At 50.2% G+C, this 14,290-nt stretch carries 13 protein-coding genes and 1 pseudogene; 5 read left to right on the top strand and 9 right to left on the bottom strand.

From position 1 onward, the window contains the following. Positions 1–11 precede the first annotated feature (11 nt). Positions 12–1,484 (bottom strand): DHA2 family efflux MFS transporter permease subunit, encoded by a 1,473-nt coding sequence (locus tag AC0YNS_RS13245; protein WP_475781458.1) that lies wholly within the window; start codon positions 1,482–1,484, stop codon positions 12–14. Between the two features lie 228 nt (positions 1,485–1,712). Between AC0YNS_RS13245 and AC0YNS_RS13240 the strand changes: the two genes are divergently transcribed. Then, positions 1,713–2,318 (top strand): TetR/AcrR family transcriptional regulator, encoded by a 606-nt coding sequence (locus AC0YNS_RS13240; RefSeq protein ID WP_475781457.1) that lies wholly within the window; start codon positions 1,713–1,715, stop codon positions 2,316–2,318. A gap of 98 nt (positions 2,319–2,416) precedes the next feature. On the opposite strand, the gene glpX is transcribed toward AC0YNS_RS13240, so the two are convergent. The 5 genes from glpX to AC0YNS_RS13215 all read right to left on the bottom strand — a co-directional run bounded on the left by glpX (position 2,417) and on the right by AC0YNS_RS13215 (position 7,225). Next, positions 2,417–3,385: a class II fructose-bisphosphatase gene (gene glpX, locus AC0YNS_RS13235; protein WP_475781456.1), complete on the bottom strand. Its 969-nt coding sequence runs from the start codon at positions 3,383–3,385 to the stop codon at positions 2,417–2,419. Positions 3,386–3,403: 18 nt separating this feature from the next. Beyond that, the gene (locus AC0YNS_RS13230; protein WP_475781455.1) at positions 3,404–4,222 is read right to left on the bottom strand and encodes a pyruvate, water dikinase regulatory protein; all 819 of its coding nucleotides are present in this window, start codon (positions 4,220–4,222) and stop codon (positions 3,404–3,406) included. An 11-nt stretch (positions 4,223–4,233) separates the two neighbouring features. After that, complete coding sequence (locus AC0YNS_RS13225) at positions 4,234–4,902, bottom strand: CBS domain-containing protein (RefSeq protein ID WP_475781454.1); 669 nt, start codon at positions 4,900–4,902, stop codon at positions 4,234–4,236. Between the two features lie 536 nt (positions 4,903–5,438). Continuing rightward, the gene (locus AC0YNS_RS13220; protein WP_090641524.1) at positions 5,439–5,660 is read right to left on the bottom strand and encodes a helix-turn-helix domain-containing protein; all 222 of its coding nucleotides are present in this window, start codon (positions 5,658–5,660) and stop codon (positions 5,439–5,441) included. A gap of 650 nt (positions 5,661–6,310) precedes the next feature. After that, entirely contained in the window at positions 6,311–7,225 is a 915-nt protein-coding gene (locus tag AC0YNS_RS13215; RefSeq protein WP_475781453.1) for a phytanoyl-CoA dioxygenase family protein, read from the bottom strand. Between the two features lie 172 nt (positions 7,226–7,397). Between AC0YNS_RS13215 and AC0YNS_RS13210 the strand changes: the two genes are divergently transcribed. After that, on the top strand, positions 7,398–8,255 hold the full coding sequence (locus tag AC0YNS_RS13210; protein ID WP_475781452.1) for a helix-turn-helix transcriptional regulator: 858 nt from the start codon (positions 7,398–7,400) through the stop codon (positions 8,253–8,255). 88 nt (positions 8,256–8,343) lie between these two features. Here AC0YNS_RS13210 and AC0YNS_RS13205 read toward each other — a convergent pair whose 3' ends face one another. From AC0YNS_RS13205 to AC0YNS_RS13195, 3 genes and pseudogenes are all read right to left on the bottom strand, one after another. Next, positions 8,344–9,132 (bottom strand): YhcN/YlaJ family sporulation lipoprotein, encoded by a 789-nt coding sequence (locus AC0YNS_RS13205; RefSeq protein ID WP_475781451.1) that lies wholly within the window; start codon positions 9,130–9,132, stop codon positions 8,344–8,346. Positions 9,133–9,226: 94 nt separating this feature from the next. After that, complete coding sequence (locus tag AC0YNS_RS13200; RefSeq protein ID WP_475781450.1) at positions 9,227–9,694, bottom strand: adenylate/guanylate cyclase domain-containing protein; 468 nt, start codon at positions 9,692–9,694, stop codon at positions 9,227–9,229. Then, a pseudogene (locus tag AC0YNS_RS13195) lies at positions 9,649–10,401 on the bottom strand (DUF5939 domain-containing protein). Before AC0YNS_RS13195 ends, AC0YNS_RS13200 begins: the two are co-directional and overlap by 46 nt. Positions 10,402–10,825: 424 nt before the next feature. On the opposite strand from AC0YNS_RS13195, the gene AC0YNS_RS13190 reads away from it, so the two are divergent. From AC0YNS_RS13190 to AC0YNS_RS13180, 3 genes are read left to right on the top strand one after another with little or no spacing between them, the layout of a single operon-like run. Continuing rightward, complete coding sequence (locus AC0YNS_RS13190; protein ID WP_475781449.1) at positions 10,826–12,145, top strand: spore germination protein; 1,320 nt, start codon at positions 10,826–10,828, stop codon at positions 12,143–12,145. Next, positions 12,142–13,200, top strand: a complete 1,059-nt coding sequence (locus AC0YNS_RS13185; protein ID WP_475781448.1) for a GerAB/ArcD/ProY family transporter — start codon at positions 12,142–12,144, stop codon at positions 13,198–13,200. The genes AC0YNS_RS13190 and AC0YNS_RS13185 overlap by 4 nt, the downstream gene beginning before the upstream one ends. 9 nt (positions 13,201–13,209) lie before the next feature. Further along, positions 13,210–14,289: a Ger(x)C family spore germination protein gene (locus AC0YNS_RS13180; RefSeq protein WP_475781447.1), complete on the top strand. Its 1,080-nt coding sequence runs from the start codon at positions 13,210–13,212 to the stop codon at positions 14,287–14,289. Position 14,290 lies beyond the last annotated feature (1 nt).

Raw genomic sequence — 14,290 nt, 5'->3', positions numbered from 1 at the left:
TGGTGATGTAATTACCCTACATGCATCATCATTTCCGGTTGTTTGTTGCCATCTTCACCGGCAATCGGTGCCGGTTTGCGGAGCAATAAACCAAGTACTGCGCCGAAGATCGCGATGAACGTCAAGATCAGGAACGTATCCCCGAAGGAGAGCGAATAAGCTTCAAGCTCACTCTTGGCTGTCGGTCCGTAGAACACCATGCGTTTAGCAAGAATGGTTGCCAAACCTGCTACTGCAAATGAAGTCATGATTTGCTGCGCAGCATTCGTAAGGGACGTGACGCGGCTGACGAGATCACGCGGTGCGGATTGCATCAGATGCGTATTCAATGGCATCATCGACATCCCCATACCTGCTCCGAGCAAGGCCAGCGGACCCATAATCATCATTTTGCCGGATTCTGCATCAACATGAGAGAAGATATATGCTGCTACGGTAACGAGCAGCATCCCTGCGAATACTAGCGGTCTTGCGCCAATCTTATCGTAAAGCATCCCGCCGATTGGCATAAACAAACCTGCGGCAATTGCTTGCGGAAGCATGATAAGTCCAGTATCAAATGCGCTGTAATGCTGTGCTTGCTGCAGGAACAACGGAACTAGGAACATCGTGCCGAACAATGCGATTTGGGAAATCCATTGCACCACGATCCCTTTCGTGAAGTCCATCGAACGGAAGACACGAAGCTCAAGCAGTGGATCTTTACGTCTGAGTTCAACGATAACGAACAAAATAAGGGCTACTGCTCCAACTATGATACCGATAATCGTCTTCGATGCCGTCCAGCTTACTGCGCCTTCACTAACCCCGTAGGAAAGTCCGGCGAAAGCGATCGGAGCCAAGAGGAAACCAAGCTTATCGAGTGCGGCCACAGCTTGACGCTCGATGCGCGGCAGTGAGCGAATACCAAGGAATACGCCGAATGCACCGATTGGAATGTTGATCAGGAACAGCCATTTCCAGCTGACATAGTCAACTAGGTAACCTGCAAGTACAGGTCCAAGCGCCGGAGCAAGAAGGATCGGAATCCCCATCATCCCCATTACTGCGCCGACCTTCTCCGGTGGGCTAAGACGATAGATGAACGCCATCGCAACCGGAAGCACCATACCACCGCCGATACCTTGCACGATACGGAAAATAATCAAGGTTTCAACGGATGTTGCCAATGCGCAGAGCAGCGATCCTACCGTAAACAGAAATACGGATGTTAGAAATACTTGCTTTGCACCGTAACGGTCAGACAACCATCCGGCAAGCGGGATGACCGCTGCTTGTGCCAATGCATACCCTGTAACGGTCCAGGATACAACTTGATACGTGGTGTTAAACTCTTTGAGCAAACCCGGAAGCGCCACGTTAACGGCTGTTCCGTCCAGCACGACCATGAAAATCCCGATAATAATGGCTGCAAGCGGGCCTAATATTTTCCGAATGGAAAACGGCTCTTCGCTCCTTGCAGCAGATGTTGCTTGTGCAGACATCGTACTCTCCAGCTCCCTTTACCCGCCCTATGCTCCGCCAGATCCCCGTACTTGCATTGACCCTTCCTACGCAGAGGAGTACAATGAAGGCATCGGAACCTAGTTCGGAACATCTCGGTTTTTTATAAATGGACAATTGTCCGCTTTAGATACAGCTTACCTAACGCTTCGCGCATTGTCAATGAAAGACAATGTGAACTTTTTTCAATTTCAGGAGGTTCATGGCATATGCAGCAACGGAGCGAACGAAAGGACGCCGCCAGACACCGCGAGCTAATACTCGATACAGCCTCCCAGCTGTTTCATGAACATGGTGTGGATAGCGTCAGCATGCATCAGATCGCCAAGTGCGCTGGCGTCGGCCAAGGCACACTGTACAGACGATATTCTTCCAAAGCCGAGCTCTGCATGGAACTTCTCACGGATAGCTTCGAGCGATTTGCATCCAATATCTCCGCTTATCTTGCGCTTGAAGCGCAATTGCCGGTACGCGAGCGAATGGAAACGTTCCTGTCGCGCTGGATTGATTTTATCGCAACCGAAATGCAGTGGTTTAATGCGATTCAGCCGGATACTTGGTGTTCGGATGATCGGGAAAATATGCTCAGCTCACCGCCTTTTCAATTTGTGACAGGCGTTCTGAAGAATTTGCTGGATGAAGCTGTCGCTTCCGGCTTGGCACCGAATGTGGATACCGAATTCGCAGCCTTCCATATTACGATTTCCATGAGTCCGATTGCGTTTCTCTACTTCACCGACGATCGTGGACAGACAACGGAACAGATGAAGGCGAAGTACATTTCTTATTACAGTAGCCTATTTCTCGGACGATAATGCAGATGCAAAAAGGACGCTGACTAGCAATTCCCTTGTAGGTAAAGGGCTTGCTCATCAGCGTCCTTTATTTGGTTAAAGTTTGATTGTTGATTAAGTTATAGCTGTCCTAGGATCGGCTTGTTCGGCAAATAATGCTGGGATTTGATGTAGCGAATGGTACGTGTCTTCACGCGCATGACGATGGAATGCGTTTCAGCGCGTTGATCCGGCAGCATGGAGACACCGCCGAGAAACTCACCGGGCGTGACGCCTGTAGCCGCGAAGATAACATCGTCATTGCCGATCATATCTTCCATCCGCAGCAGCTTGCGTGGATCCGAGAGCCCCATCGCTCTGCAGCGCTGTTCCTGCTCCTCATTGAGGGGCATCAGCCGGCCTTGAATCTCGCCGCCGAGGCATTTGAGCGCGGCAGCAGCAAGCACGCCTTCCGGTGCGCCTCCCGAGCCAACATAGAGGTCGATGCCGGCTTCCGGAAAAGCCGGGGCGATCGCCCCCGCAACGTCGCCGTCAGACAGAAACTTGATGCGTACACCGACTTCTCGAAGCGAATGGATCAGCTCAGCATGGCGCTCACGGTCAAGGATCATTACGGTCAGATCCGAGACTTGCTTGTGAAGAGCAAGCGCCGCTTTCTCTACAGTTGTGCGGATTGGATCCTCCAGCCTCAGCTTCCCGGCAAGCGCCGGACCGACAGCGAGCTTCTCCATATACATATCCGGTGCATGCAGCAACCGACCTTTCGGTGCCACTGCAATGACGGCCATTGCGTTGTTGAGCCCTCGCGCTACAAGCTCCGTCCCTTCCAGCGGATCGACCGCCACATCCACCTCCGGACCTTGAAGGCTGCCGACTACTTCACCAATATATAGCATTGGCGCCTCATCCATCTCGCCTTCCCCAATCACAACCGTTCCTCGTATCGAGACCGAGTCCAGCATGCCCCGCATGGCATTCGTCGCTGCTTCATCGGCGCGGTGCTTGTCTCCTCTGCCCATCCAAGGAGCAGCAGCAAGGGCTACCAGCTCCGTTACCCGTACAATCTCAAGTGCCAATTCCCTTTCCATCGTACACCGATCCCCTCCTCAGTTTGCTTGCTGCAGCCAACCAATAATGATACCCGCCGTTTCTTCAATCGCTTTCTCCGTGACATCGATGACAGGACAGTTTAACGATTTCATAATGGCATTTGCGTAGGTCAGCTCAGCGTCTATGCGCTCTGAGGATGCGTATTTCGCTGAGAATGGGAGCCCCATCGCTTTAAGCCGTTCCGTGCGTATTCCCGAGAGCTTCTCCGGCTGCATCGTTAACCCTACGATGAGGCGTTTGCCTTGATAGAGCTCCTGCGGTACTTTCACTTCAGGTACGAGCGGCAAGTTCGCGACTCGAATGCCTTTATGGGCGAGATAGATGCTAAGCGGTGTTTTCGAGGTGCGGGATACGCCGATGATGACAACTTCTGCGAGCAGCAGTCCTTTCGTATCCTTGCCGTCGTCATATTTCACAGCGAACTCAATCGCTTCAATGCGGCGGTAATAATCATCATCGAGCGTATGGAGCAGACCGGGTTGTCGTTTCGGTGAATCATTAAACGTATCAATGAAAGCTTGCATCATCGGTCCCAATACATCAATGGCGCGCACGCCTTTAAGCAGCGCTTCCTCTCTCATCGTTTCGCGGAGCTCCGGCTGCACCAGCGTATAGGCGATGAATCCGCCTGCCCGGGCTGCTTCTCCGGCAATGAGGACAATTTCGTCCTCCGACCTGATGTGGCCGCACCGAATCAATTTCACATCTTCAAAAGCGAACTGCCGCATCGCCGCCTTCACGACCGCTTCCGCCGTTTCCCCAACCGCATCCGAGCAAATATAGATCGGCTGCACACGTTTTCCCGAGCTCCCCACGTCCTGCCTCCTTATCCCTGCCTATCCGATTCCAGCTCCATCATCCAGCGGAGGATATTCGTTTTGCTGATCCACCCTACGACCTCGTGTCGATTCGCGGGTTGTTCTTCGCTTGCAACGCTTGCAATAACCGGTAGACCGTCAAGCTCCTGCACGAGCATCTTCTTCACCGCGTCCATCAGCGGTTGATCGGCTTGCACGGCAGCGATAGCCGGCAGACGCGACATGGCCATACTTACCGGAATCGCGGCGGCATTGCTGCTGCCAAGAGTGATTTTGAGCAAATCCTTCGGTGTCACGACGCCTACAAAATGCCGGTTCTCATCCACAACGGTGAGCACCTCGGCATTGCCCATGAATAATGTAATGACAGCGTCATGCACGGATGCGGTCTCCGCCACACTGATCGGCAGCCCCTGCACATCCTTCACGCACGCGTCTTCCCACCGCTTAAGCACCTGCTCTCTTCCCTGAGCTGCCGTACCCGGAAAATAGCCCACTCTCGGCTTCGCCTCCAAGAGTCGCAGCATCACGAGCAGCGATAAATCCGCGCGCAGCGTCGGCTTCCCCGTCCCCAGCATCTCCGCCAGCTGATCCCCCGTAATCGGCGCATGCAGCTTAACGAGCTTCAATATTTCGACTTGCCTTGCCGTTAACGTGATGCCAACCACCTCATTCATGCGTCCTTATTTGATAATTAATGTATCATATTGGTTTATTAGTACACAATATATATTTGGCTATTTTTGCTTGTTTTGATGATACACGCCTACCTCTATGTAATCGCGAATAGACGCCATCACTTAACGAGTATCCCCTGGTGCGGTTCATGAGCTCATTTCGCCGAATTCGCTTCCATGTAGATGCCCTAGTTCGCTTCATGAGCTCATTTCGCCGAATTCGCTCCCATGTAGATGCCCTGGTTCGCTTCATGAGCTCATTTCGCCGAATTCGCTCCCATGTAGATGCCCTGGTTCGCTTCATGAGCTCATTTCGCCGAATTCGCTCCCATGTAGATTCCCTGGTTCGCTTCATGAGCTCATTTCGTCGAATTCGCTTCCATGTAGATGCCCTGGTTCGCTTCATGAAGCCACTTCTCCTTGGAGATGTGGTTGCGAACCATCCACTCCCAACGTCAAAAAACCTTCTCGCAAACGTTTCCGAATAAATTCGGAAGCATTGCCAGAAGGCTGAGCAAGGTATGCGGTGATTTTCGTCAAATCTTTAATTCCCCAAGCTTTATAAGCTCGACAACCGCTTGTGAACGACCTTTAACGTTCAACTTCTGCATGACGTTGGAGATGTGGTTTCGAACAGTTTTCTCGCTGATGAACAGTTGCTGTGCGATATCCCTTGTGGTTTTATCCTGCACAAGCAGCTCGAAAACCTCGCGTTCACGATGAGTTAATAAGAACTTGCTCTTCTGGTCGCTACCCATTGATGTTTGTCACCCCTCCTTGCTCGGGTTTTTATGGTTTAACAAGGTTAAGGGATACAGTCAAATTATATTATGATCAGGCGCCTGTAGTGGTGCGGTATCTTGAAAAAATGGGCGGGTATTTGTCGCTCCATGACGGATGCCTGTGCTGTCCCTGGTATAGATACTCGAATTAAACCCGTTTTGATAAAATCATAGTAAGAACCGGAATTTACAGGAAGGATTTTCAATGAAATGGCAGCAAGTCAGAGAATTGTTTCCCGACCAATTTGTATTGCTTTCTGTATTGGATTATCGTGAATTACCGATGTTATAATTGGAGATCTGGGGTTAGTTGGGACGCTGAGAGTTTTCCGACTCTCAGCTTCTTTTATTAGCAGTTTTGGCGGTGAGAGTTGGATTTCCCTACTCTCAGTTACCGCGTAGGGGATAACTGGGTTAGTTCGAGGGCTGAGAGTCGGGTTTTCCGACTCTCAGCTTCTTTTATTAGCGGTTTTGGCGGTGAGAGACGGGTTTTCCGACTCTCAGATACTTCCGCGATGGAGGCAATCTCAGTTACCGCCGGCGGCGAGGTTGGGGTGGATATTTACCAACCATAACAAAAGGCCCGGCCGCAACAACGCGACCGGGCCGCAGGCCCACATAAGCGCCTATCGGCGCCAGTACACTTCGTGCGCGTAACGAAACTGCGCCGGCTGCTTCGGCGCGCGAATCGCGAATGCGCCGCCCGGCTGATACGCGAATGGCGCTTCGCTTTGCGCGTACGACGCGACTTTGCGGCGCTCGATGCAGTCCAGCAGCACATGCTGCTTGAGCGACAGGTACTCCAGCGTGTGAGGGCCGAATTCGGATTCGATTTCGCCGGGGCGGAATTCGTAGTAAACCGTGCGGCGCAGCGGGTTGCCGTCACCTGCAGGCGAGCCGTGCAGCACCTCGATATTGTGGAAGATTACATCTCCCGGCTGCATCGGAACCGGAATCGCATCCTCCGTCGTGAAGCCGGGCTGCTTGCAGCGCTGATCGGCTTCTTCTTTACTCCACTTATTACTCCCCGGAATAACCCATAAACAGGTTTGCAGATCCGCTTCATCCAAATAGAAATCCACATTGAATATCGGGCGCGTATCCTCACAGCCGTCCGGTACAGCCGCGTCGCGATGCCACGGCACGATAATGCCTTCATTCGGCGCCTTCAGCACCATGGAATCCCAGGTGGCGATGAAGTTCCGGCCCTGCAGCTTCTCCACGGAGCGCAATATACACGGATGACCGAGCAGCACCTTCATCGGATCGCTTTTATCAATGACATATTCGACGCGTTTTAAGATCGATTGGCCTGATTTCACACCAACCCCATACATATAATCAGGGTCGTCATCTGCACCTGCAGCACCTTTCTCGTAAAGCGCTTGCATTTCGTTCTGCACCAATTTCAATTCTTCGCCCACGATCACATTCCGAATGACAAGAAAACCATTATCCAAGAAAAACTGCGCCTGTTCTTCCGTAATACTCTCCTGCGCCCTTGCATCGACGAAAGGAATTTCCACATTGTTCGTGCCCATTTATGTTCCACTCCCTCATAGGTAATGAGTGCTTCTCAGCTAAGTATAAGGGATATGGACGGAAGGTGTATGTAGTTGAAAGTAACAAAGAGGTTGCAGAAATCACACGAAATTGCGATAGTAAACTTGAACAATCTGCATCTACCCTAATACCGCCGAGGTGACACGACCAATGAATACGCCGCCCAAAATCCCATACTACCATCACGCGTTGCCCGAGCATGTTGCAGGTTTGTATTTTCATCCCCCATACATCACACTCGCCCATTTGTTTCACGCGCCGCAGCACTGGGATATCGCAAGACGCATGTTAAACAATTATCAATTTCAATACGTCGTTGAAGGTGCCGCCGAATATCGGATTGAGGATCAAACCTACATGACACGCCGAGGCGATCTGATCTATCACTCCCCATCACAGGCTCACGAAGTTCACACGATTCCAGGGGAAAAATATATTTGTATCTCCATCCTGTTCGACTTCGGAGAGACGAACTATCCGGTTGAGCGGATGCTTGGCGAGGAACGTTTCTTGGGCAATTTCGCAGGGCATGACATCGAGAAGAAGCTTACGCAGCTGATCACTCATTATCATCAGCCTGGACTTACCCACCATACACAGTGTCAGGGACTTCTGATGCAAATTTTGGCCGATCTGTCGGGCATCAAGCAGGAACAAGAAACGAAGACGGAGGGGCAGCAGAAGATAAAGACGAAAATGGTGCTCATCCGAAATTACATCGCCAATCGGTTCAGCGAAAACATTCAGCATAGTGAGCTGGAAGCCATGTCAGGGCTCAGCCGCAATTATATTATTATCAAATTCCGCCATGCTTTCGGCATGACACCATTCGAGTATTTAACGCGAGTACGGATCGAACGAGCCAAGGAGCTAGCCATTCAAACGAATATGTCGATCGGGGAAATTGCCAATGCCGTGGGTTATGCGGATGTGCACACGTTCGGCCGAATGTTCAAGAACAAGATGGGCACAAGCTTCAGTCAGTTCTGTTCCTCCATGGTGACTTAATGCTAAGAAGAGAACAGCAGCCAATTCACGTCAGAGCACGTGAATTGGCTGCCGCTTAAATGCTCATAGTAAGTAATGACTCCTTGAATTAAGATCCGGATCTATGCGGGAAAACACGGTCCACCATTGCATTAAATTCAGCAATGAAGCCCTGAATCGGATGGCCAAGCTTCACATCACTCATGTAAGCGTCCATGCGGTCGAAGAAATCGGGATTCGCTGAGACGTATACATTCTTCACTGTAGGCGCCATCTGTTTGACTTCATTGGCAATTCGGTCTTTCAAGCCGCCGGTCACGTCTGCATCCCGCGTCATCCGACTCGGTGCACTAGGAACCGTAGGTGCCGGATTTGTATTATACACCCGCAGCATGTTCGGACCGGTAGCAATTGCACTGATTTTCGTATCCATCGTTCCTGTATTCAAATTTGGACGCTGATAGGCTCGCTGTGTACGGCTGAGCGGAGTCGGTGCAGAAGGAACATTCATTGCACGCGTGCCCATGCCTTTCATCTCCGACGTATCTTTCAGCGAAACGCCGACATAGGCGTTATCGTCTGTCAGCATCACATGAGCTTTATTCACTTCAGGCAAGCGTTCGAGCCGATCCGAGATCTCCTGGCTCATTTCCAGCCTGTAGTTTTTGTGAAGACCGATGATATTATTGCTGTTTAATCGGTGTCCGTCCACACGATTCATTTCGTTCATTTGATCGTTCGCAAATCTGGAATTGATGATTCGGTTGCCATTCATGTCATAAGCGATACTGTTATTTCGGATGTTGCGGTTGCCAAGGTCCCCTTGGTTATCCATACAGCCTGTCAGTATCGTCGTCAACATCGCGCCGGCTGCGAGCACTGCCCATTTTCGCTGCATTCCATCTCATCCTCCGTTTTGTTTCGTATGAACCGAATTAGTGCGGCCCGTTTATAGGGTTAGCCGAACGGGGATGAGCTATGCTGGCAAGTTTTTAGGTGGGCACCTTCTCCGCTTCCGCTTCCGTTTCCGGTTCTGCAGCTTCATGCTGTGCGAACAGAACGCGCACCAGATGAACCGGTTCAAGCATCCCTTTAAGGTCCACAATAAACGGATCCGTCACCGTAAACGTTGCGTTCCTTTCTTGTTCACCGAGCTGTGCAAGCAGTCCCGCCTCAAGCACGATTTCTCGAGGACCGCCGATGGCTTGAATCCGCGCCGCCATATTGACTGTCCGTCCAAAATAATCATTTCGACCGTTCATTCCAACCGTCACTGCCGGTCCATGATGAAGTCCGATTCGAAGGTCGAGCCCTTTCAACGAATGCCAGCCCTGCTGAATGTTCAGCGCCGCTCTAAAGCCTGCTTCCGGACTATCGAACACGGCCATTACCGCATCGCCGATCGTTTTGACAACTACGCCTCCATGCTGCTGTACCTGCTCCGATAGAAATTCGAACATATGCCTGACATAGCCGTAGGCGCTCGCATCGCAGGCGCTCCTACGCAATAAACGGACCGTACCGCACGCCTGACCTCAGGATGAACCGAGAAGCACATTTCCACGTAGCGATCAAACATCACCTCATACTGAATACCGCAGTAATCGCAATGATAACGTTCCGTAATGGCAGCCAGCTTGTCCGAAGATGATTCTTACACTCGGCAATTCGGGCAGATCAATCGCCATTCCAAATTAAATAAACCTAGTCTAGTCCCATGCAGCATCAGCTTCAGCACTTCGCTTCGCGGCAATTGCCATTTCTTCGCAATGACGTATGGGCGAATATCCGCCACGTCTTGATCATCACTGTGCCTGATAAGCTCAGCCAGGCGTTCAACCGGAGCGCCGCTAAAGCCAAGCCCATTAAGCTGCTCCAGCACTTGATTAAGCTTGCTGTCATTAACTTTGTGAACGCGACTAGCGTTCACTTGAGCGTCCGCGTTTGCTCCAACGAAGACGGCTTTGTTCCCTGCAGCCACAGCTGCAGCAATAGATGATTCTATGTAACGAAATGTTTTGTGCATAGATTGCTGAGCAATAAGTTTAACGGGAAGATGCATCGCAACCGACGCAGGAATGATATTCGAATAAAGCGTAACAATCGTGTGCTCTTCCCCAGCTACTTCAACAGCTTTCAGCTGTATTCCCGAACGGAATTTGCTCATTGGTCCTTTGGCATAGTGACGAAACACCTCGTACCACTGCTCATGTGCCCATTCAAAAGGATACTCCTCCCACTCCATCGGGATGAGCTGAAGCGCCTTCGATTTCAACGTGCGGCTGACAGACTTCGGCTTATGCTTCTGCTTGTTCACCGGGTCTAGTCCGATCGCTCGATTAAGCCGATTCGTATCGGATAAAATTTGCCACACTCTAGATTTGGGCTGCGGAAATTGCTTCTCCATCGTTAAACGAATCGAAGCCGTACTCATTTCAGACGCTTGACTCAATAGGACTCAGCCCCTTTTGGCGGTATGCTCAACTCTCTCTTTATCATAAAGGAAAAGTGTGACAGTCAGTAGCATAAACAAGCCTGCCAGATTCATAATTTCGACGTCTTTTACCAATACTACCCACAGGTGGTGAGTAATGGTGAAACATGTCATCGAAACACTAGGGAAGAGTCCCGATTTTCAACATCAGCATATTCTGCTCGGCGGCAAACATGCTGAGCTATTCGCCCTATCGAGCCTCGTCGATGTCGCGGCAACCGTGTGGCGACTTAAAGAAATCGCTTCTGCAGAGTCCTATACGTGGGAACAGCTGAAGTGGACGCTTGGCGCTGATGAAGCGGCTAAGGCAGAAGAGCATGTTCAAGGCCTGTTGGAAGGACGCGCCCTTCTCTTTAGCTCAAACGGTTCGGAAGCTATTTGGATACAGCCCTTGTCTCAGAATTTGAACCGCTCCATTAATACGCCTACCAATCAAAATATCCTCATCTCCTCCCAAACCGGCTTTATTGAAGATATTATGACGAATGTTGGCTTAATTCGAAATGAGCTTCGTTCCGCACATTTGAAGCAGTCACTTGTGCTCGTAGGCTCTACACATAAGCAGCGCATGATCATATTATCGCTCGATCATTCAGTAGATGCGGCGCTGCTCGCGGAATGCGAAGCAGCGATTCGTGCCCATGCCAACGAGGATTTCACGTCTACAAGGCAAGTAGCCAAGTGGCTTCGGCAGCAGCCGTTATGGAGCCCGCTCCCTTGCTATAACCGAACAGAGTCACCTCATGAAGCCTGCCATTATCTGAAACAAGGTCGGATTGCATTGCTGATCGAAGGATACCCTGAAGCAATCATCATTCCCGTCCATCTTGCCGATTTGTTCATTCTGGACACGGATCTTGACCTGCCTGCTGTTCTTTCTGTCATGGTCATTTTCTTCCGGGTACTAGGCGCGCTTATCGCCATAATTGCACCTGCCGCTTACGTAGCTTTAGTTTCGATCAATCCGGATGTCATGAAGCTGGAATTGATTTATTCCATCGCCCAAAGCCGCGTAGGGGTGCCGTATCCTTCGCTTACGGAATCGCTAATCCTGCTCTTCATTATTGAAATGCTGCTAGAAGCGATCGTCCGATTGCCCAAGAGCATCGGTCCGGCCATGACGATGGTTGGGGGGATCATCCTTGGACAAGCGGTTGTCGAGGCCCAGCTGGTCAGCAATTTACTGATTATCGTACTTGCCGCTTCTACGATCGCTAATTTCACGATCATAGGCTATCAATTCGCGCTAACGGTTCGACTGTGGCGGTATATCATGCTTTTTTTTGCGGCATTGTTCGGTCCTTTAGGCATCGTGTGCGGCTTATATTTGCTTCTGTCGCTGCTAAGCAATACCACCGTGCTCCGTAAACCGTTTGTGCCAACCACAGCTCCGAGAGGGGGAAAAACGAATAAATGAAGCATGGCATCTCAATCTCTGTTTTATTTATCGTGCTTCAATATGGTCTGCTCATGTTTATTTTTCCCCAAAGTGTTATCCAGTCGCAGCCATCCGGACATTGGATGACAGTCGTAATTGGATGGCTTCTCCAAGGCATCTTGCTTCGCTTGCTGGTTGGTGGATTGAAGGAGGAGAAAGCGGATCTGCTCCTTTGTTTCTTGCAGGCAAGAACAGCAGCCCGAATCTTCTGGCTCTGGGTAATAACCATCAGCAACGTTTTTGTCATCACCATCATCATTAGAGGCCATTCCCAATTACTCAAAATGTTGTTTCTACCGAATACGCCGATTTGGGTGTTAATGGCGCTCCTGCTGATTTCGTCGTTATGTATTTCGTATGCCGGACGAAATTCGTTATTGCGTCTCTCCATACTCGTCGGGTTATTTGGACTTCCTCTCGTCATGATCAGCCTTGCGAGCGTGTATGGAAATCTATCCTTAGATATGATTAGTCCGCTCAAGCCCACCTTGTCGTTCGTGGGAGAAGCGAAAATATTGCCCCTGTTCTTTATCTTCTCGCATACGATCGGCCTGATCGGATTTTTTGGTCCGCTCTCGCAAGTCTCCAAACGTTGGCTATGGGGAGCTTGGTGTATTTCGTTGTTCTTTTATCTGATTATCGTTTATATCCCGCTTGGCATGTTTGGACATGAAGGCGCAGCGCCGCTGCGATACCCGCTCATTATTGTTCTGGATTCCATTCGGGTCAATTGGTTTTTCTTTGATCGACTTTCCATGTTCTATGTGATGGCAGTCTTGTTGAGCACACTGATGAACGTTACGGGGCTGCTCTGGCTGACTCGATCACTTGGCAGTCGTTCGTCGATCTTCACCAAATGGATGACGAATCCAATCACGATTTCGGCGCTTGCCCTCTGTATAGCCTTGCTTATTGTTAACATGGGAGATCTGGAGAAATTATCAGAGTGGGGAGCCCCTGCTCGATTTGGACTCGTGCTTGCTATTGCGCTGGCAGGGACTTATTACCGACGACAAGCGCGGCTTAGGAGATGACCCGACTTAATGAACTTCCGGAATTGTAGACCGGCATGTTTTCTCGTTTGTCTTTCTTTTCCTCTGCTCCTGAGCGGATGTTGGGACAGCCATGACATTAATCTTCGAACGATGCCCGTCATCGTTGGCATTGCTAAAGGACAAACCCAAGCGTATGAAGTCACCCTCCAAATTCCGATTCCTGCAGAGAAAGCATTCTCGATCAAGACGGTCTCCCAAGAATCCAGTTCGATTGGTTCAGCCTTCGATAATATGAAAATCAACATTGAGAATTATATTGACTTGTTAGATATCGAGATGGTCGTTTTTCATGAATCCGTTGCAGTAGAAGGGCTGGAGGAAGAATTCAATAATGCCATCCGAACAAGGGGAATTCCGCCACGAGCATTAGTAGCCATTACGGATGCGAATATGAAGGAGCTGTTTACCAACACGAATAAAGCCATTCAATCCGATGTGACGACTTTTCTGAAATTCTCCAATAAAGCGGCCGGTTGGACACCTAAAACCGCCAAAACCAAAATGTGGGAAGCCTATGAATCCACGAAATCCTATACCGAAGACGTGATCATCCCCATCATTCGTCCAGGTAAGGAAACGGTACTTAACTTTCCCGGATCTGCTGTAATGCGAGAAGGAAAGATGGTGACACGCCTTGGGAAGGAAGAGACCATGTTCGCTAACGTGGTTACAAACCGGTATCACGGCGCTGCCATCGAGGTTCTAAAAAGTGCAAATCTAATGATATTGTCCGCCAAAACGAAATGGAAAGCTGAATTATCAGAAGAGGGGCCGACCTTAGACGGCACTCTCTTGGTAAAAGCAGCCCTTTCCGAAAGCCGAAAGGATTCTTCCGAAGACGAATTGACAGGAGAAATGGAAAAGTATATGACCGAGCAGCTAAATCGTTTAACTGCCAAGCTGCAGCGATTCAAGAGCGACCCTCTTGGACTTGGCAATCACTTTAGAAACAAGCTCCAGCTCGAAGAGCTGAAGCGTTGGCGTACCGACTATTATCCGAAGCTGAAAGTGAATTACAAGGTTAAAGTCGTAATCAATAATTTCGGGAATTTAGAGCAAGAGGAGTGAG

The organism is Paenibacillus sp. J22FR21 (assembly GCF_056269135.1).
The sequence above is the reverse complement of the archived record's forward strand: the minus strand, read 5'-3'. Positions and strand labels throughout refer to the sequence as shown.

What these genes read in the sequence shown, in the direction of transcription:
- AC0YNS_RS13245 (WP_475781458.1), bottom strand. Translation starts at nt 1,484, where the DNA reads ATGTCTGCACAAGCAACATCTGCTGCAAGGAGCGAAGAGCCGTTTTCC.
- AC0YNS_RS13240 (WP_475781457.1), top strand. Translation starts at nt 1,713, where the DNA reads ATGCAGCAACGGAGCGAACGAAAGGACGCCGCCAGACACCGCGAGCTA.
- glpX (WP_475781456.1), bottom strand. Translation starts at nt 3,385, where the DNA reads ATGGAAAGGGAATTGGCACTTGAGATTGTACGGGTAACGGAGCTGGTA.
- AC0YNS_RS13225 (WP_475781454.1), bottom strand. Translation starts at nt 4,902, where the DNA reads ATGAATGAGGTGGTTGGCATCACGTTAACGGCAAGGCAAGTCGAAATA.
- AC0YNS_RS13220 (WP_090641524.1), bottom strand. Translation starts at nt 5,660, where the DNA reads ATGGGTAGCGACCAGAAGAGCAAGTTCTTATTAACTCATCGTGAACGC.
- AC0YNS_RS13215 (WP_475781453.1), bottom strand. Translation starts at nt 7,225, where the DNA reads ATGGGCACGAACAATGTGGAAATTCCTTTCGTCGATGCAAGGGCGCAG.
- AC0YNS_RS13210 (WP_475781452.1), top strand. Translation starts at nt 7,398, where the DNA reads ATGAATACGCCGCCCAAAATCCCATACTACCATCACGCGTTGCCCGAG.
- AC0YNS_RS13205 (WP_475781451.1), bottom strand. Translation starts at nt 9,132, where the DNA reads ATGCAGCGAAAATGGGCAGTGCTCGCAGCCGGCGCGATGTTGACGACG.
- AC0YNS_RS13200 (WP_475781450.1), bottom strand. Translation starts at nt 9,694, where the DNA reads ATGTTCGAATTTCTATCGGAGCAGGTACAGCAGCATGGAGGCGTAGTT.
- AC0YNS_RS13190 (WP_475781449.1), top strand. Translation starts at nt 10,826, where the DNA reads ATGGTGAAACATGTCATCGAAACACTAGGGAAGAGTCCCGATTTTCAA.
- AC0YNS_RS13185 (WP_475781448.1), top strand. Translation starts at nt 12,142, where the DNA reads ATGAAGCATGGCATCTCAATCTCTGTTTTATTTATCGTGCTTCAATAT.
- AC0YNS_RS13180 (WP_475781447.1), top strand. Translation starts at nt 13,210, where the DNA reads ATGAACTTCCGGAATTGTAGACCGGCATGTTTTCTCGTTTGTCTTTCT.